Here is a 17,593-nt window from a genome sequence, read left to right as displayed (position 1 = left end):
CAAACAAACATGAGAACAAGCCTCGCGTTCGGGCACGCTTCTTGCTTTTCGCGACGGCAAACGCCGACACGGCGTCCACCAAAAAGATGAGGATGGATATGCGTCAGCGAACCGGTTTCGCAGCCTTTTGCTTGGCCGCCGTATTGTCGGTCAACGGTGAGGCGCCCTTGGCGGCCGAAACCTGGCCGAGCCGGCCGATCACCATGGTCGTGCCGTTTGCTCCGGGCAGCTCCTCGGACGTCTCAGGACGTGTTCTCGGTGCCGGACTTTCTGAGTTTCTGGGTCAGCAGGTGGTGATCGAGAATGTGCCCGGCGGAGGCGGCATGACAGGCACGGCTCGTGTGGCGAAAGCGCCGCCCGACGGATACCAGTTCGTGTTCGCGAGCGTCGATTCCATGGCGATCGTTCCGGCCATGCACAAGAAGCCGCTCTACGACAGTGTCGCCGACTTCGCTCCAGTCGGGCTCGCGGTCGAACAGCCGATCGTGCTGATCACGCGCAAGGACTTGCCGGTGAATTCGATGGGCGAATTTGCCGCCTATGCCAAGGCTCACCACAATCAGATGCAGTTCGGCTCGGCGGGCGTTGGGTCCGGGTCACATTTCTCTTGCGCGCGTCTGAACGTGGCCCTCGGGGTCGATACGACGCACGTGCCTTACCGCGGCTCGAACCTTGCGATCCAGGATCTGATCGCTGGCCGTATTGATTACGTCTGTTCGCTCGCCGCAGCCGCCATGGGTGCGATTGAAGGCGAGCAGGTCAAGCCGATCGCGCTGTTGGCCAACGAACAGTCGGCGCTGTTCCCGGGTTTGAAGACGGCCAAAGAGTTTGGTTTCCCGGGTATGGCTTCGAATTTCTGGACAGCGTTCTTTTTTCCGAAAGGCACGCCCGACGGAATCGTTCAGAAGCTTAGTGAAGCGACCAATCGTACGTTGAGCTCACCGGTGACGGTCGAGCGGCTGAAGAAATCAGGGGTTACTCCGGTTGCGCCCGAGTCGCGGTCGCCGGCCTATCTGACGACGTTCGTGGGAACGGAAATCGAAAGCTGGGCAGCCCAGGTAAAATCCAGCGGCGTCGCGATCGAATAGACCGATTCGCACGCAGTCGGATTTATCCCGGCGCCCAGGGCCGGGATTTGTCATTGCCCGTATGACAGTTGTCCAGGCGACGTCCGCCGCGGCAGCCGGTATGCTGCCGGAAAAGGACAACGCTTGATGCAAAAGACTGCATATATCGGCCGGCGCTATCCGCGAGTGGAAGACCCGGCGCTGATCCGGGGGCGGGGACGCTTCGTCGACGACCTTCATCCGCCGGGGCTTCTCGAAGCCGCGTTTCTGCGGAGTCCTGTCGCACACGGCCTGGTTCGTTCGATCGATACCCGCGCGGCGCGCGCTCTCCCGGGTGTGCACGCGGTCTTCACGCTCGCCGACCTGCGCCCGGTGCTGACCGCCGACCGCCTGCCGCTGCAATTTCCCAGCAACGTGCTGCCGCCGAACATCTCGCCGTTCATCCTGGCGGGACAGGAGGTCTCTTACGTGGGCGAGTCGATTGCGCTCGTGGTGGCGGACAAGCGCTATATTGCCGAGGACGCGCTGGCGCTGATCGAGGTGGACATCGAGGAATTGCCGGCGATGTCCGACTGCCGCGAGGCAATGGCCGAAAATGCGCCATACGTCCATCTCAGCCGCAAGACCAACCTGCTGATCGATTTCGAGCAGAGCTACGGCAACGCCGACCAAGCGGTCGAGGGTGCGCCACATCGTCTCACTGTCAGCCTCAAGCAGCACCGCGGCGGCGCGCATCCGATCGAGCCGCGCGGGCTTATCGCAAGCTTCGACGCGATGACCGACGCGCTGACGGTCTTCAGCTCCACCCAGCTCGCGCACGAGGCCCGCTACTTCATCATGAAGATGCTGGGGCTCGACGAGAACCGCATTCGCGTGGTGACGCCCGATGTCGGCGGCGGCTTCGGCGCCAAGTTCATCCTCTACCCCGATGATGTGGCGATCTCGGCCGCGAGCCTGCTGCTGCAGCGGCCGGTGAAATGGATCGAGGACCGGCGTGAGCATTTCATCGCGTCGATCCACGAGCGCGACCAGTATTGGGACGTCGAGGTCGGATTTGACGACGATGGCCGGCTGCTGGGCGCCCGCGGCACCATGATCGGCGATGCCGGCGCCTACACGCTGCAAGGCATCAACCTTCACTACAACGCCTCGACGAATTTCCCCGGTCCTTACATCCTGCCGCACTACAAGCTTCAGGTGTCGGTGGTCGAGACCAACAAGACGCCGACCGCGCCGGTCCGCGGCGCGGGCTATCCGGAAGGCTGCTTTGCGATGGAGCGCGTGATCGATGCGATCGCGCGTCATCGGGGACTCGACCGCGCCGAAATCCGCCGCCGCAATCTGGTGCCGGCCAACGCCATTCCGTACCAGACGCCGATGCAGGCGCGTTCGACCAGCGCCATCGTCTATGAAAGCGGAGATTTTCCGGCTTGTCTCGAGCTCGCTTTGAAGAGCGCCGACTACGAAGGCTTTCCGGCGCGCCAGAAGAAAGCGCGGGCTGAAGGGAGACTGCTGGGCTTCGGCATTTCAACCGGGCTGAAGGGCACCGGCCGCGGCCCGTTCGAATCGGCCATCGTTCGCATCGGCCGCTCCGGCAAGGTCTCGGTCTACACCGGCGCGATGGCGATGGGGCAGGGGCTGAAAACCGTTCTCGCCCAGATCGCAGCCGACGAGGTCGGCGTGCGTCCCGAGGACATCACGGTGGTCAGCGGCGACACCGCCACCATCCAGCTCGGTCTCGGCGGCTTCGCCAGCCGGCAGACGGTGACGGCCGGCAACTCGGTGCATCTCGCCGCGCGTGCCGTGCGCGAGAAGGCGATCAAGGCCGCCGCGCTGATGCTCGAAGTGCCGGAGATGAATCTCGATATCCGCGACGGTATCGTGTTCGAGACCGGCAAAAATCTGTCGATCTCGCTGCGCGACATCGCCGATACGCTTGCCGGTGCGCCCGGCTTCAAGATCCCGTCGGGGCTCGCGCCCGGCCTCGACTCGGCGATCAATTGGGAAACCTCGGCGCTGACCTACGGCATCGGCGCGCATGCGGTGGAGCTCGAGGTCGATCCGCTGACCGGCGGTGTGACGCTGCTGAACTACGTGGTGGTCAACGACTGCGGCCGGATCATCAATCCGATGACGGCGGAGGGCCAGCTCCATGGCGGCCTGGTCCACGGCATCGGCAATTCGCTGTTCGAATGGATGGGCTATGACGACAATGCCCAGCCGCTGACCACGAACTTCGCCGACTATCTCCTGCCGTCGGCGCCGGAAATTCCGCCGATCGACGTCCGGCTGGTCGAATATCCCAGCACCAAGAATCCGCTGGGCGTGAAGGGCATCGGCGAGTCCGGCACGGTGCCTGCGGCATCGGCGATGATCTCAGGTATCGAGGACGCGCTGAGCGCCTATGGGGTTCGGATCGACGAGGCGCCGATCAGCCCGCACCGGCTGTTCCAGTTGATTCAAGCGGCGAGCGTCTGAAGCATTTCGGCAATGGTCGTGATCTTGGCGACGGGCCGCAGGCCCTCGATCGCTGCGCGATGAATGTCCTCGGAGAATGCCGCGCAGCCGTCTTCGATCACGGTGCAATGGAATTCGCGCACATGGGCATCGCGCACCGTCGAAGCGACGCCGCCATTGGTGACGATGCCGGTGAAATAGAGGTCCTCGACGCCGCACTTGTGCAGCATCCATTCGAGGCGCGAGGCGTGAAATGCCGAATAGGCGATCTTTTCCACGTTGACGTCGGCGGGCGCGAGCGGCTCTACCACCTGCTGACCCCAGCCGCCCGGCGCGAAATCGCCTTTCTTGAGGAACGGCCGCAGCGCTTTCAGATGCGGTGAGATGATCGGCTCGCCGCCGCGGCCCGGCACCAGCGTGAACAGCGTCGCGGCAATGAGAACGCCGCGCTTGCGCGCGGCTTGCACCAAAGGCGCGAGTTTGCCGGGGATCGCTGCAATGGACGGATGGCCTTGCCCGGCGCGGCCGTAGGCGCCGTCGGGATGCAGGAAATCGTTCTGCAGGTCGCCGAGGATCAACGCGCTCGTTGATGGGTTCATCGCGCGGTCTCCACGATCAGGTTGCCGAGCGCGTCGATGCGGCCGGCAAGGCCCGGCTCGATCACGGTCGTGGCGTCGGGCTGCTCGAGAATCGCGGGCCCTTCGATGCGCGCGCCGGCGGGCAGGTCGAGTCGGGACCAGATCGCCGTCCCGCGGAATCCGCCGGCGAACCAGACACTGCGCATGCCGCGCCTGGCTTTGTCCAGCGACGCGGCCGGATCGGGCGCAAACACGCGGAAATCGAAGGCGGGGCGCCGGCCGATCGCAGCAACGCGCAGCGAAACGATCCGCATCGGCAGTCCCGGCAGCAACCGGCTGAACGACGCCAGGTAGGCGGTTTCAAAGGCCTGCCGGATCATCGCTTCGTCGACGCCGAGCGCGCCGTTGCCCGACGAGACGGGTAGCGGCACCGGCACCGTGTGAGTCTGGCCGAGATAGTGCATGTCGAGTTCGTAGACCACGTCAGTCCGCTCGACCGGAATATCGGCGTCGGCGATCACCGCTGCGGCATCGCGGCCCGCGGCCTGCATGCGCCGCTCCAGGGCGGCGCTGTCGAGGCCTTCCAGCATGATGTTGAGCGTCTGCACCGAGTCGTGGCGCAGGTCGGCCAGCACGCAGCCGAGCGCCGACGTGATGCCGGGAAAGCGCGGCACCAGCGCGCCCTTCAGCCCGATCTCGCGAATGAGCGCGCTGGCGTGCAGCGCGCCGCCGCCACCGAACGGCATCGCGATAAATTTCGCCGGATCATGGCCGCGCTCGATCGACACCAGCCGGATCGCGCCGGCCATGCGCGCCTCGGCGACCCGGATGATGGCCGCCGCGGCGTCCTCAACACTGAGCTTCAGCGATTCGCCGACGTGCATGGCGATGGCGCGCTTCGCCGCCTCGACATCGAGCGACTTCAATTCGCCGCCGAGCGGCCGCGCCGCATTGATGCGGCCGAGCACCACCTGCGCGTCGGTCAGCGTTGGCTTCGTGTTGCCGGCGCCGTAGCACGCCGGGCCCGGCACCGAGCCCGCGCTTTCCGGGCCGACCTGCAGCAGCCCGCCGCGATCCACCGAAGCGATCGAGCCGCCGCCCGCGCCGATCGTCGTGATCTCGATCATCGGCGTGCGGATCACGAGGCCGAAGTCCACCGTGGTTTGTGCCGCGACCGCGATCTTGCCATTGGCCACGACCGACACGTCGAACGACGTGCCGCCGAGGTCGCAGGTGATCATGTTGTCGTGGCCCGCGGCCTTCGCGATGGCCGCGGCAGCGACGACGCCGGCTGCAGGCCCGGACAGCGCGGTGCGCACCGGAAGCTTGCGCGCCGTCGCGGTCGACATAATGCCGCCGTTCGACTGCACGATCTGCAGCTTGCCGGGGAAGCTCTGGGTCTTGAGCGCTGCGTCGAGCTTGCCGAGATAGGTCGCCACCACGGGCTGGAGATAGCTGTTCAGCGCGGCGGTCGAGGAGCGCTCGAATTCGCGGATTTCGGATAGCACCTCGTGCGAGGCCGTGACGAATTCGTTCGGCCAGACCTCGCGCACGGCAACGAGCGCGTGGCGCTCGTTCTCGGCATTGGCGTAGGCGTTGATGAAGGTGATGGCGATGGCCTGCGCGCCCTTGGCCAGCAACGCTTTTGCCGCGGCGCCGACCTCTTCGGCGTTCACGCCGGTCCGGATCGTGCCGTCGGCCAGCGTTCGTTCGTCGACCTCGAGCCGCATGTCGCGGTCGGCGATCGGCACGAAGTCGCCCCACAGGCCCCAGGTGCGGCGCCGGTCGCGGCGGCGCATCTCCAGCGTGTCGCGGAAGCCGCGCGTGGCGATGACGCCGATCTTCGAGCCCCGCCGCTCCAGCAGCGAGTTGGTGCCAACGGTCGTGCCATGCACGATGGACTGCATGCCGGCCGCGCCGCCGAGCGCCGCAAGCCCGTTGAGGAAGCCCAAGGCTTCATCGCCGCGCCGCGACGGCACCTTGGCGGTGCGGAACGTTCCCTTGCCGGAATCGAGCAGGAACAGGTCGGTGAAGGTGCCGCCGACATCGACTCCGACAATGACGCCACGCCCGTTCATCGGCTGCCACGCACTTTCGCTGTTGCATCGGGATCGAGCGAGCCGTCGTCACGCAGCACGGTCTTGTAGTGGTCGAGCGCCGCGAGGCGTGACACGTAACCGAGCCGCACGTCGCGCGCCACGCGCGCGGGATCGCGTGTCGCCGGATCGCCGAAGCCGCCGCCACCGGGCGTCTCGAGCCGCACCTTCTGGCCGCGGCGGATCTTGACGTCGGTGATCTTGGAGACGAGCGGGGGCGTGGCTTCGCCGCTGTCGGTCTCATAAACAAAGCGGTTCAGCACCGCGGTCCCGCCGCCGTTGACGCCGAACGGCGGATATTTGCCGCGCTCGCCAAGGAGGAACACCTCGGCGCCGCCGTCGGCCAGCGCCTCGACCTCGTAGATCGCACCAAGTCCGCCGCGGTGCCGCCCGGGCCCGCCGGAGTCGGGCCGCAGCGCCCATTGCGTGAACATCACCGGATAAAGCGACTCGAGAATCTCGACCGGCGGGATGGTCGCGGTCGAGATCGGGTTGTTGGCATGGTTCAATCCGTCGCCCTCGGGATTGCCGCCAAGCCCACCGCCGAAGAAGCAGAACATCACCCAGCGCTTGCCATGCTGCCGCCAGCCGGCGAGCGACAGCGCGTTGATGGTCGCGAACGGGCTGCCGTTGGCGCGCTCCGGCGCGATCTGGGCAAAAGCGCCGAAGATGGTGTCGATGACGCGAAGAATGGTCTCGGTGTAGCCGCCGACCGGCTTGGGCGCCGAGACGCCGAGCAGCGTCGTGTCGGGAATGACAAACTCAATGGGCGCGAGACAGCCGGCATTGGCCGGCACGTCGGTGAACAGGTGCTTGAGCGCGACGTAACAGCACGCGACCGTGGTCGAGCGCGAGATGTTGAGCGGGCCGTCGCAGGGCGGCGCCGATCGCGAGAAGTCCAGCGTCATCCGCTCGCCCTTGATGGTCAGGTCGAGCGCGATGCGCAGCGGCGCGTCGGTGACGCCGTCGTTGTCGAGGAAGTCGTCGCACGAATAGGTGCCGTCCGGCAGCGCCGCGATGTTGGCGCGCATCAACGCTTCGGCGCGGGCGCTGAGCTGCGCCATGGCGGCTTCGATCGTCTCCGCGCCGTGCTCGTCGAGCAGCGCATTCAGCCGCCGTTCGCCGAGATCGAGCGCGTTGAGCTGGCCGTTGAGGTCGCCCCAGTTCGACTGCGGCACCCGCGAATTGGCGGCGAGAATGTCGATGATGTCCTGCTGTAGAATGCCGCTGCGCACGAGCTTCACCGGCGGAATGCGAAAGCCCTCCTGGAAGCTCTCGGTGGCCTTGGCGTTGAAGTTGCCCGGAACATTGCCGCCGACGTCGAGCCAGTGGCCGACGGAGGCGAGCCAGGCAAACACCTTGCCGTTGCGGATGAGCGGACGAACCAGGCGGAAGTCGTTGAGATGCGTGCCGCCGTCATAAGGGTCGTTGAAGATGTAGGTGTCGCCCGGCTCCAGCCCGCCGTCATGCGCGACCTTGTCGATGACGGCTTTCACGGCGAACGCCATAGCGCCGACGAAGATCGGCAGGCCGGATGTGCCCTGCACCAGCGTCGCGCCGGTCTCCGCGTGATAGATTCCGTGGCAGGCGTCGTGAGCTTCCGCGATGATCGGGTTGAAGGCCGAACGATACAGCGTCGCGTCCATCTCGTCGGCGATCTGGACGAGACGGCCGTTGAGCACTGCGAGCGTGACGGGATCGAGCGTGGTCACCGGCTGCCCGAAGTCTTGTTCGCTGGCGGCGTGTCGGTCTCGTAACGCTTGCCGAGCGCCAGCATGTCGGCGGTGCCGATCAGCCGGTTGATGCCGTCGAAATCGAGCATGCGATTGCGGAACGGCTCGTTGGTGCCGTGCTGTGCCAGTGAGCTGTAATAATCCATTGCCGTACAGGCGACCGCGCGCGCGATGCCGCCCGGGAAAATCACGAGGCCAAAGCCGATGGCCTCGAGCTCTTTCGCGTTCAGAAGCTCGGTCTTGCCGCCTTCGACCATGTTGGCCATCAACGGCACCTTGGTGCCGAGCGTCGTGACGATGCGGGCGAGGTCGTCGCGGGTCTTCGGCGCCTCGACGAACAGCATGTCGGCGCCGGCGTCGCGATACATCGCGGCGCGCTCGATGGCGCGGTCGAAGCCTTCGACCGCCACGGCGTCGGTGCGCGCCACGATCAGCGTCTCGCGCGAGCGGCGGGCATCGACCGCGGCGCGGATCTTGCCGCACATTTCCCGGGCTGGGATCAGCGCCTTGCCGTCGAGATGGCCGCAGCGCTTGGGAAAATCCTGGTCTTCGAGCTGGATGGCGGTCGCGCCGGCGCGCTCGAATTCGCGGATGGTGCGCACCACGTTGAGCGCATTGCCGTAGCCCGTGTCGCCGTCGACGATCAGGTGCGCGGTGACGCGGTCGCGGATCAGCGCCAGTGTCTCGGTCACCTCGGTCATGCTGACGAGACCGATATCCGGCCGCCCGAGACGCGTATAGGCAATGGCCGCGCCGGACACGTAGAGCGTCTCGAAACCGGCCTGGGTCGCGACCAGCGCGGTGAACGGGTCGTAGATGCCGGGCGCCACCACGATGGGTTTGCGGGCAAGGCGGGAGCGCAGCGTTTCAGGTTCGGTCATCGTCACATTCCGAGATAGGCGCGCTTGAGTTCAGGGTCGTTGCGGATGTCGGTCGCGCTTCCCTGCAGCACAAACCGACCGTTGTCCAGGATGTAGGCGCGGCGCGCCACCTCCAGGCTTTGCATCACGTTCTGCTCGACCAGAAGAAGAGCGATGCCTTCGGCATTGATGGTCTTGATCAAGGCGAACAGCTCCTCGACCAGAAGCGGTGAAAGGCCCAGTGATGGCTCGTCCAGGATCAGAAGCCTCGGTTCCGCCATCAGGCCGCGCCCGATCGCCAGCATCTGCTGCTCGCCGCCGGACAGCGTGCCGGCACTCTGCCGCCGCCGCTCGGCGAGCCGGGGAAAGATCGAGAACACGCGCTGGCGGTTTTGCCGGCGGTGCCCACGGCCGCGGCGATAGGCGCCGAGGTCGAGGTTTTCGCTCACCGTCATGTTGGGGAAGATGCGGCGGCCTTCCGGCACATGAATGAGCCCGCGCGACACGATCTCGGCCGGTCGCGCCGTGTGGATCGGTATGCCGGTGAACCGGATCGTGCCCTGCCAGGGGCGCACCACACCGGACAGCGTGCGGTTGAGCGTGGACTTGCCGGCGCCGTTGGAGCCGAGCACCGCGACAATCTCGCCGTCCTGCACCGTAAGATCGATGCCGCGCAGGATTTCGGTCGCGCCGTAGCCGGTGTGCAGGCTGCTCACGGTCAGAAGCGGCTCAGGCATGGGTTGCTCCCTGGCTCGCTCCCGCGGCGATCCGCGCGGCTGCGCCGTGGCCGAGATAGGCTTCGATGACCTGCGGATCGGCGGCGATGTTTTGCGGCGCTCCTTGCGCGATGATGCGGCCTTCGGAGAGCACGAAGACCTGCTCGGCGAGGCTCATCACCGCCTGCATGATGTGCTCGATCATCACGATGGTGACGCCACGGTTGGCGATGGCGCGGATCACCGGCAGCATGTCCCGCACCTCGGACGGGTTGAGCCCGGCCAGCACCTCGTCGAGCAGGAGCAGCCGCGGCTCGATGGCGAGTGCCCGCGCAAGCTCGAGCCGTTTGCGGCCGGCGACGGTCAGTGCCGCAGCCGGGCGATCGAGCATGTCGGCAAGATCGACCGCTTCCGCGATCTGGCGCGCCGCGGCGAGCGCATCGATGCGCCGCGGCCGATAGAGATGCGAGCCGACGGCAATGTTCTCGCGCACCGTGAGGCCCGCGAACGGCTGCACGATCTGGAAGGTACGGGCGATGCCCTGCCGCGCCAGCAGATGCGGCGGCTGGCCGGTGATGTCGGCATCCCGATAACGGATGCGGCCTTCGGTCGGCGCGGCGAAACCCGAGATGATCGAGAACAGCGTGGTCTTGCCGGCGCCGTTCGGCCCGATCAGCGTGGTGATGCGGCCGGTTTCGGCCGTGAACGACGCCTTGTCGACCGCGAGCAGGCCGCCGAAACGCTTCGAGAGATTCTCGACCTGAAGCAGCGTCTCAGCCACGCTTGTCCTCCACGGTGGCTGTCTGATGGAGCCTCTGCATGAGGTCGCGCAGGCTCGCAACCAACCCCACAATGCCGCGCGGCGCGAACGCCACCACGAGCACCAGCACGCCGCCATAGATCACGAGGTCGAGCCCCGGCGCATCGCCGGTCACGAGCTTGGCGGCCTCTCCCAGAATTTTGACGACGAGCGCGCCGAGCAGCGGTCCGAACACCGTGCCGACGCCGCCGATGATCGGCGCCAGCAGAGCTTCGATGGAAATCCACGGGCCATAGGCGATGCCCGAATCGACGAACAGGAAGTATTGCGCGTAGAAACCGCCGCCCGCCGCGGTGATCGCGGCCGAGATCGTCATGGCGATGAGCTTCACCTCGACAACATTGACGCCCAGCGCCTTGGCGGCTTCCTCGTTCTCGCGCACCGCGACGAGATAAGCCCCGAAGCGGCTGTCCTCGATCAGCCGCACCACGATCATCGAGATGGCCACGAGTGCGAGCGCGATCAGATAGAACGGCAGGCGACTCTGGAACTGAAACGCCTCCGGCCGCAGGTCTAGCTTGACGAGCAGGCCCACGCCCGCGCCGGTCACCGGCGTAACGCTGGCGATGATGCGCAGCACCTCGGCGAAGGCGAGCGTGACCAGCGCGAAGTAGGAGCCTTTGAGGCCGGAGCGGAAGCTCAGCGCGCCGATGATGGCGCCGACCAGTGCGCCCGCCGCGATGGCGAAGCCGAAGGCGATCCAGGCGTTCATCCCGTAGCGCAGTTGCAGGATCGCGGTCGCGTAGGCGCCGGTGCCGAAGAACGCTGCATGACCGAAAGAGTATTGCCCGCCGTAGCCGCCGAGCAGATTCCAGCCCTGGCCCACCAGCGCGACCAGAAGTGCCATGACCAGAAAGTTGAGCGTGTCATTGGACGTCGTGACGAGCGGGACGAGCGCGAGCAGCGTAGTCACGACCAGGATCGAGGAGGTGCCCTTCATGCCCGCTCCCCGAACAGGCCGCTGGGGCGGAACAGCAGCACCAGGATGAACATCACGAAGATGCCGATCTGGCCGAGCGATTCACCGAGATAGAGCCCGGAGAGGCTCTCGACCACGCCGACGAACAGACCGCCGAGCAGCGCGCCGATGATCGAGCCCATGCCGCCCAGCACCACGACCGTGAAGGCCACGAGCACGAACGCGTTGCCGGCATGAGGATTGACGTAATAGGTCGGCAGCAGCAGGCAGGCCGCGATCGCGAGGCACGCGGTGCCGAGGCCGAACGTCACCGCGTAAATGTGCGCGACGTCGATGCCGGCGAGTTCAGCGCCAAGCTTTTCCTTGGCGACCGCGCGGATCGCCTTGCCGGTGCTGGTGAAGCGCATCAGCACGCCGAGCACAAGCGCAACACCAACCACCGCGCCGCAGGCGATGACGCGGGGCTTCGCCAGGAAGGCATTGCCGAACTCGATGACGTCGAAAGCGTAGGGCAGGTTGATGGTGCGCGTATCGGCGCGAAACGCGTAAAGCAGCGCATTCTCGATGACGACGGCGAGGCCCAGCGTCACCAGCAGGATGTTGCGATCGTCGCCATGGGCCGCTGGCCCGATCACATAGCGCTGCAGCCCATAGCCGATGACGAAGAACAGCGGCGTCAGGCCGACTGCCGCCACATAAGGATCGATGCCGAGCAGCTTGTAGGCGAAGAACACCGCGAACATCGCGGCGGTGAGCAGCGCGCCGTGCGCGAAGTTGATGATGTGCAGAACGCCGTAGATCAGCGTCAGACCGAGCGCCACCAGGGCATAGACAGCACCGGTCATCAGTCCGTTCAGCACCGCTGGAACGAGGATGACCGGCGACAGCACGACCGCGACCGATGCCGCCGTCAAGCCGGCGGCATCGGGAACACCGCTTTCGCCGAGGCGAACGCGGCTGGCAGGATCACCTGGATGTCCTTCCCCAGCACCTGGGTGTTGACCGGCGCGGCGCCCTGGTTCTGGCCGTTGACGAACTTGGTCGGCCCATAGGGCATGACGTGGCCGCTGAAGGTCGAGCTCTCCAGCGCCGCGATGATCTTGGCGCGGTCGGTGCTTGCGGCGCGCTCCAGCGCGTCGGCGAGCAGCAGGACGCAGGAATAGTTCATGTAGACTTCGTAGGTGTAGAACTCGCCCTTGTCCTCGATCTTCTTTTTCAGCGCCAAGGCCTTCGGGTTCTTCGGATCGAACCAGTGATTGCAGTCCATGATGTACTGCGCGGCTTCCGGGAATTCCTTGACGAACTTGTAGGATGACGCGGCGCCGCCGAGCACCGAATAGATGCCCTTCGGCCGGATGCGCTGCTGCTGCATGGTGCGCGCGAGCAGCACATATTCGTTGTAGTAGTTCGCCGGAATCACGATGTCCGGGTTCTGCGCCCTGATCTTGAGCGCGACGTTGTTGAAGTCGCGGGTCGGCGTCGGATGCGAGATGGTTTCGAGCACCTGGAAGCCGCGCTCGGGCAGTTGTGTGTTCAGAAGCTTGGCCAGGCCGGCGCCGAACGCCGAATCCTCGTGCACGATCATCACGGTCTTGGCGGGCTTGCCGGCCTGATCGTTGATGGTGGCGAGGTTTTCGAGCGCGGTCTTGGCGATGACACCGAAACCCGGGCCGAAGCGGAAGGTGTTCTTCAACCCGCGCGTGACGATGCTGTCGACCACGCCGACGTCGACGACGTAGGGCAGGTCGTAGCGCGCCGCGGTCTGGCTCGCCGCAAGGCAGATACCGCTGGCATAGCCGCCGACCACGGCGGCGACGCCGGCCGCGTTCATCTTCTCGACCTCGGCGTTGCCGCCTTCGGGTGTCGACTGCGCGTCGCCCAGCATCGGCTCGATCTTGGCGCCGCCGAGCGATTTGATACCGCCGGCCGCGTTGATCTCCTCGATGGCAAACTGCGCGCCGATCCGTCCCTGCTGGCCCGAATAGGCCAGCGCGCCGGACACCGGATGCAGCACGCCGATCTTGACGGGTGCGCCCTGGGCGCGCAGCACGGCTGGAGCATGCAGGACGCCGGCGCCCGCGGCGGCGCCAAGCGCCGTTGTCTGCAGGAACCGGCGGCGGGTGAATGTCTTGTAGCCCTGTGTCACGATGCGCTCCTCCCATTGGTCGCAGCCCGCGGTTTGCGTGCTCGCTTTCCGCGGCCGTTGATCCGGGCGTCGGGCGCCCAGGTTAAGGCATTTGCTTCCCCTGACCGGACAAGGTCCATTTCAAAATTGTAGCGGTCTGGCCGGTAAAGCGCGTGCAGCATTTCCACGCAGCGGCCGCTCCGGTCGAAGACTGTCCGGACCAGTTCGATCAGCGGGGAGCCGACCCGCACCTTCAGCGCGCGAGCGGTATCCGGCATGGCAAGCGCAGCGCTGATGCGCTGCGACGCCCGCTCGATCTGCACGCCCGAGCGCTCCAGCAACGCGAGCAGCGGCTGGGTGGCGAGTTCGTCCTTGGAATAGGTCATGCCGATCTGCTCGGGCACGTGAGCCGTCAGGTGCGAAAACGGCTTGCCCTTGACGGACCGCACGCGGACGGAGCGCTGGACGTGCTGGCCGAGTTCTATTCCCAGCGCCTCGGCCACCGGGCCGGAAGCGGGAACGTAGCCGAAAGACCGCAATTCGCTGGAGGTGAGCTCGCCCATTTCGGTCAGATTGGCCAGCACGCCGCTGATGTCCGCCGTCATCGGCTTGGATGCCGGCTGGTAGATGACCCGCGTGCCGGCGCTGCGGCGGCGCTCGATCAGCTTCTCGCGTTCGAGCTCGGCCAACGCGCGACGAACCGTGACGCGCGAGACGCGATGAAACCGCGCCAAATCGTTCTCGTTGGGGAGCCGGGCGCCCGGCGCGAGAGCATTGCTGAGAATGCGATCGCGCAGCACCAGGTAGACGCGCCGCGATTTGCCTTCGCTCAGTCCCTCGGCCATCCCGCCCCCGGCGATCCCGGCTGCTTTACATGGTATTACTTATCATACAAAATGACATGGAACAACGAAAAGCCGGCAGCCGTCGCAGAATGAGCCAACCTCGAACCCTGGTCGACAAGCTCTGGGCCGCCCACGAAATCGTGCGGCGCGAAGACGGCGAGTCGCTGCTCTGGGTCGACCGGCACTACGTACACGAAGGCTCGTTTCACGCTTTTGGAAAGCTCGCCGAGCGGGGCGTGCCGGTGGCGGAGCCGGGGCTCACGTTTGGCGTCGCCGACCACTACGTGCCGACCCGCGGCTCGCGCACCGACATCGCCAATCCTGAGATCGCCCGCATGGTGCGCCAGGTCGAGGAGAACACCGCGAAGCACAACGTCAAGCTGTTCGGGCTCGGCGACCCACGGCAGGGCATCGTGCATGTGGTCGGTCCGGAGCAGGGCCTGACCTTGCCCGGTCTGCTGATCGTCTGCGGCGACAGCCACACCTCGACCCATGGCGCGCTCGGCGCCTATGCGTTCGGCATCGGCGCCTCCGAGGTGGCCCATGTGCTGATGACGCAGACCATCTGGCAGAAGAAGCCGAAGCTGATGCGCGTCACGGTCGACGGTGAGGCGGCGCCGGGGATTTCTGGCAAGGACATCGTGCTCGCAATCATCGCGCATATCGGGACGGATGGCGCCACTGGCGGTGCGCTGGAGTTCGCCGGCTCTGCGATCCGCGCGCTGTCGATCGAAGGCCGGCTCACGCTCTGCAACATGTCGATCGAAGCGGGTGCACGCTGCGGGATTGTCGCGCCGGACGAAACCACGTTTGCGTATCTGAAAGGCCGGCCCTATGCCCCCAAGGGCACGGACTTCGACAAGGCCGCCGAAGAGTGGTCGGCGATGACGACGGACGCGGGCGCCAGATTCGACAAGGACGTCACGCTCGACGCGAAGGCCATCGCGCCGATCGTGACCTGGGGAACCAGTCCCGAGGACGCGCTGCCGATCGACGCCAGCGTTCCCGATCCGGCGCGCGAGGCCGATGAGGCGCGCGCCAAGTATCTGCGCGGCGCGCTGGAATACATGGGCATCTCACCAGGCAAGAAGCTGACCGACATTGCGGTGGATCGCGTGTTCATCGGCTCGTGCACCAATTCCCGCATCGAGGACCTGCGTGCCGCGGCGGCCGTGCTTTCGGGCCGCACCAGCAAGGTGCCGGGGCTGGTCTCGGCGGGCTCGACGCTGATCAAGCAGCAGGCCGAGCAGGAGGGGCTCGATCGCATCTTCCGCGATGCCGGTCTCGAATGGGGCGAGTCCGGCTGCTCGATGTGCGTCGGCATCAACGGCGACCTCGTGGCGCCGGGCGAGCGTTGCGCGTCGACGACCAATCGCAATTTTCGCGGCCGCCAGGGCCCGGGCGCGCGCACGCATCTGATGTCGCCCGCGATGGTGGCGGCGGCGGCTGTAACAGGCCATCTCGCCGATGTGCGGCCGATGCTGACCGGCCGGAAGGTGTGAGGCTGCGATGGACAAGTTCTCAAAGCTCACCGGTACGGCCTGTCCGATCAACCAGCCGAACCTCAACACCGATCAGATTTTGCCGGCGCGCTACCTGAAATGGACGCGCGCCATGGGCATCGGCAAGGTGCTGTTCCAGGACTTGCGCTTCGACGCCGACGGCAACGAGAAGCCGGACTTTCCCATCAACAAGCCGGCCTGGCGCAACGCCAAGGTCGTGGTCGGCGCGCGCAACTTCGGCTGCGGCTCCTCGCGCGAGGCCGCGGTCTACGCGCTCTACGATTACGGCGTGCGCTGCGTGATCGCGCCGTCGTTCGGCGACATTTTCTCCGGCAACGCGGTGCAGAACGGTCTGGTGACCGCGATCGTCACCGACGACGAAGCCGCCGAGATCATGGAGACGCTCGCCCGCACGCCGGAGTTGCCGGTGACGGTCGACCTCGAACAGCAGACCATCGTCTGCGGCAACAAGACCTATGGCTTCACCATCGACCCGGTGCGACGGATGCGCCTGCTCAACGGCTGGGATGACATCGCGCTGACGGAAAGCTTCCGCGACCGCATCGCGTCATTCAAGTCAAGCGATCGAGGCAAACGGCCCTGGGCTGTGCCCAACACCAGCGCATGAACAAGAAAACCAAGGTTCTGATTGCCGGCGCAGGCCCCGTCGGCCTCACCGCGGCGTTGCTGCTCGGCAGCAAGGGCATTCCGGTGGTGGTGCTGGAGGCGCAGGACGCGATCTCCGAGGAGCTTCGCGCCTCGACGTTCCATCCGCCGACGCTCGACATGATGGCGCCGTACGGCGTCACGGCGCGGATGATGGAGGCAGGTCTGCTGTGTCCGACCTGGCAGATCAGGCTGCATCCGTCCGGTGACCGCGCGGTGTTCGATCTGTCGGTGCTGAAAGACGAGAGCGATCATCCCTACCGGCTGCAGTGCGAGCAGTCGAAGTATTGTCACTTCGTGCTCGATGCGGTGCGCAAGCTTCCGAGCGTTGAAATCCGCTTCAATACAGCCGTCGCCGCGCTCGACCAATCGTCCGATGCGGTCACGGTGACGGCATCGTCGCCCGATGGCGAGCAGCGGTTCAGCGCAGACTACGTCGTCGGCGCCGACGGTGCGCGCAGCGCGGTGCGCCGCGCCATCGACGTCGATCTGTCCGGCGATATCTATCCCGAGACCACCATCCTCGCGACCACGCTTTATCCGTTCCACGAGAAGCTCGAAGGGCTGTCCAACGTTTCGTACTGCTGGAAGCCCGACGGCACCTTCAGCCTGCTGCGGCTGCCGGGCGTCTGGCGCGTCAGCCTCTATGCCCGCGATGGCCAGACCCCCGAGCAGGCGCTGGAGGATGATGCGCAGCAGTCGCTGCTGCATGACATCATTCCCGATGCCGGCCGCATCGAGGTGCTGGAAACGCGGCCCTACCGCATCCACAAGCGGCTCGCGTCGACCTATCGCAAAGGCCGTGTGCTGCTTGCGGGCGACGCCGCGCATCTCAACAGCCCGTCGGGCGGCATGGGCATGAACGGCGGCATCCATGACGCTTTCAGCCTCACCGAAAAGCTGATCGCCGTGCTTCAGGACGGCGCCGATGACAGTCTGCTCGATCGCTACGAGCGCCAGCGAAGGCCGATCGCCGAAGAGGAGATCATTCAGCAGGCGCATCGCAACCGCACGCGGATGCAGGAGCGCGATCCGGCGCGGCGGCGCGCCATGCTGGAAGATATGCAGCGGATGATCGACGATCCTGTGAAGCTCAAGGCTTATCTGATGAAATCGTCGATGATTGATGGGCTGCGCCGCGCCGCGGCCACGGTATGAGATATGCAAGCTTTGAATATGCAAGTGCTGGGCGGTGTGTTCGAACGAGGA

At 65.9% G+C, this 17,593-nt stretch carries 15 protein-coding genes; 5 read left to right on the top strand and 10 right to left on the bottom strand.

Going from position 1 to position 17,593, the window contains the following annotated elements:
• The first annotated feature begins 41 nt into the window (after positions 1-41).
• Together RHPLAN_RS37000 and RHPLAN_RS36995 are read left to right on the top strand one after the other, a co-directional pair.
• Positions 42-1,088 (top strand): Bug family tripartite tricarboxylate transporter substrate binding protein, encoded by a 1,047-nt coding sequence (locus tag RHPLAN_RS37000; protein ID WP_068029729.1) that lies wholly within the window; start codon positions 42-44, stop codon positions 1,086-1,088.
• 126 nt (positions 1,089-1,214) lie between these two features.
• Positions 1,215-3,545, top strand: coding sequence for a xanthine dehydrogenase family protein molybdopterin-binding subunit (locus RHPLAN_RS36995; RefSeq protein ID WP_068029726.1), 2,331 nt, complete (start codon positions 1,215-1,217; stop codon positions 3,543-3,545).
• On the opposite strand, the gene RHPLAN_RS36990 is transcribed toward RHPLAN_RS36995, so the two are convergent.
• The 10 genes from RHPLAN_RS36990 to RHPLAN_RS36945 are packed head-to-tail and all read right to left on the bottom strand — an operon-like array spanning position 3,527 to position 14,216.
• Positions 3,527-4,123, bottom strand: coding sequence for a cysteine hydrolase family protein (locus tag RHPLAN_RS36990; protein ID WP_068029723.1), 597 nt, complete (start codon positions 4,121-4,123; stop codon positions 3,527-3,529). The two genes, RHPLAN_RS36995 and RHPLAN_RS36990, sit on opposite strands and share 19 nt — an antisense overlap.
• Positions 4,120-6,180, bottom strand: coding sequence for a hydantoinase/oxoprolinase family protein (locus RHPLAN_RS36985; RefSeq protein WP_068029720.1), 2,061 nt, complete (start codon positions 6,178-6,180; stop codon positions 4,120-4,122). Before RHPLAN_RS36985 ends, RHPLAN_RS36990 begins: the two co-directional genes overlap by 4 nt.
• Positions 6,177-7,910: a hydantoinase B/oxoprolinase family protein gene (locus tag RHPLAN_RS36980; protein WP_068029716.1), complete on the bottom strand. Its 1,734-nt coding sequence runs from the start codon at positions 7,908-7,910 to the stop codon at positions 6,177-6,179. Before RHPLAN_RS36980 ends, RHPLAN_RS36985 begins: the two co-directional genes overlap by 4 nt.
• Complete coding sequence (locus RHPLAN_RS36975) at positions 7,907-8,812, bottom strand: isocitrate lyase/PEP mutase family protein (protein ID WP_068029713.1); 906 nt, start codon at positions 8,810-8,812, stop codon at positions 7,907-7,909. The genes RHPLAN_RS36980 and RHPLAN_RS36975 overlap by 4 nt, the downstream gene beginning before the upstream one ends.
• Positions 8,813-8,814: 2 nt before the next feature.
• Positions 8,815-9,528: an ABC transporter ATP-binding protein gene (locus RHPLAN_RS36970; protein WP_068029710.1), complete on the bottom strand. Its 714-nt coding sequence runs from the start codon at positions 9,526-9,528 to the stop codon at positions 8,815-8,817.
• Positions 9,521-10,288, bottom strand: coding sequence for an ABC transporter ATP-binding protein (locus RHPLAN_RS36965; RefSeq protein WP_237179999.1), 768 nt, complete (start codon positions 10,286-10,288; stop codon positions 9,521-9,523). The genes RHPLAN_RS36970 and RHPLAN_RS36965 overlap by 8 nt, the downstream gene beginning before the upstream one ends.
• Entirely contained in the window at positions 10,281-11,267 is a 987-nt protein-coding gene (locus RHPLAN_RS36960) for a branched-chain amino acid ABC transporter permease (protein WP_068029707.1), read from the bottom strand. The genes RHPLAN_RS36965 and RHPLAN_RS36960 overlap by 8 nt, the downstream gene beginning before the upstream one ends.
• Positions 11,264-12,136 (bottom strand): branched-chain amino acid ABC transporter permease, encoded by an 873-nt coding sequence (locus RHPLAN_RS36955; protein ID WP_068032451.1) that lies wholly within the window; start codon positions 12,134-12,136, stop codon positions 11,264-11,266. The genes RHPLAN_RS36960 and RHPLAN_RS36955 overlap by 4 nt, the downstream gene beginning before the upstream one ends.
• A gap of 20 nt (positions 12,137-12,156) precedes the next feature.
• Complete coding sequence (locus RHPLAN_RS36950) at positions 12,157-13,392, bottom strand: ABC transporter substrate-binding protein (RefSeq protein ID WP_068029704.1); 1,236 nt, start codon at positions 13,390-13,392, stop codon at positions 12,157-12,159.
• On the bottom strand, positions 13,389-14,216 hold the full coding sequence (locus RHPLAN_RS36945; RefSeq protein ID WP_068029701.1) for a GntR family transcriptional regulator: 828 nt from the start codon (positions 14,214-14,216) through the stop codon (positions 13,389-13,391). The genes RHPLAN_RS36950 and RHPLAN_RS36945 overlap by 4 nt, the downstream gene beginning before the upstream one ends.
• An 89-nt stretch (positions 14,217-14,305) precedes the next feature.
• Between RHPLAN_RS36945 and leuC the strand changes: the two genes are divergently transcribed.
• From leuC to RHPLAN_RS36930, 3 genes are read left to right on the top strand one after another with little or no spacing between them, the layout of a single operon-like run.
• A complete protein-coding gene (gene leuC / locus RHPLAN_RS36940; protein ID WP_068029697.1) occupies positions 14,306-15,718 on the top strand; it encodes a 3-isopropylmalate dehydratase large subunit in 1,413 nt (470 codons plus the stop codon).
• 7 nt (positions 15,719-15,725) lie between these two features.
• A complete protein-coding gene (leuD, locus tag RHPLAN_RS36935; protein WP_068029693.1) occupies positions 15,726-16,346 on the top strand; it encodes a 3-isopropylmalate dehydratase small subunit in 621 nt (206 codons plus the stop codon).
• Positions 16,343-17,542 carry an FAD-dependent oxidoreductase gene (locus tag RHPLAN_RS36930; protein ID WP_068029688.1) on the top strand — a complete coding sequence of 400 codons (1,200 nt, stop codon included), beginning with the start codon at positions 16,343-16,345 and terminating at the stop codon, positions 17,540-17,542. Before leuD ends, RHPLAN_RS36930 begins: the two co-directional genes overlap by 4 nt.
• Positions 17,543-17,593: the final 51 nt, after the last annotated feature.

The organism is Rhodoplanes sp. Z2-YC6860 (genome assembly GCF_001579845.1).
Taxonomy (GTDB): Bacteria; Pseudomonadota; Alphaproteobacteria; order Rhizobiales; family Xanthobacteraceae; genus Z2-YC6860.
This window is presented reverse-complemented; position numbering and strand designations above follow the sequence as displayed.

What these genes read in the sequence shown, in the direction of transcription:
- leuD (WP_068029693.1), top strand. Translation starts at nt 15,726, where the DNA reads ATGGACAAGTTCTCAAAGCTCACCGGTACGGCCTGTCCGATCAACCAG.
- RHPLAN_RS36985 (WP_068029720.1), bottom strand. Translation starts at nt 6,180, where the DNA reads ATGAACGGGCGTGGCGTCATTGTCGGAGTCGATGTCGGCGGCACCTTC.
- leuC (WP_068029697.1), top strand. Translation starts at nt 14,306, where the DNA reads ATGAGCCAACCTCGAACCCTGGTCGACAAGCTCTGGGCCGCCCACGAA.
- RHPLAN_RS36945 (WP_068029701.1), bottom strand. Translation starts at nt 14,216, where the DNA reads ATGGCCGAGGGACTGAGCGAAGGCAAATCGCGGCGCGTCTACCTGGTG.
- RHPLAN_RS36995 (WP_068029726.1), top strand. Translation starts at nt 1,215, where the DNA reads ATGCAAAAGACTGCATATATCGGCCGGCGCTATCCGCGAGTGGAAGAC.
- RHPLAN_RS36930 (WP_068029688.1), top strand. Translation starts at nt 16,343, where the DNA reads ATGAACAAGAAAACCAAGGTTCTGATTGCCGGCGCAGGCCCCGTCGGC.
- RHPLAN_RS36970 (WP_068029710.1), bottom strand. Translation starts at nt 9,528, where the DNA reads ATGCCTGAGCCGCTTCTGACCGTGAGCAGCCTGCACACCGGCTACGGC.
- RHPLAN_RS36960 (WP_068029707.1), bottom strand. Translation starts at nt 11,267, where the DNA reads ATGAAGGGCACCTCCTCGATCCTGGTCGTGACTACGCTGCTCGCGCTC.
- RHPLAN_RS36990 (WP_068029723.1), bottom strand. Translation starts at nt 4,123, where the DNA reads ATGAACCCATCAACGAGCGCGTTGATCCTCGGCGACCTGCAGAACGAT.
- RHPLAN_RS36975 (WP_068029713.1), bottom strand. Translation starts at nt 8,812, where the DNA reads ATGACCGAACCTGAAACGCTGCGCTCCCGCCTTGCCCGCAAACCCATC.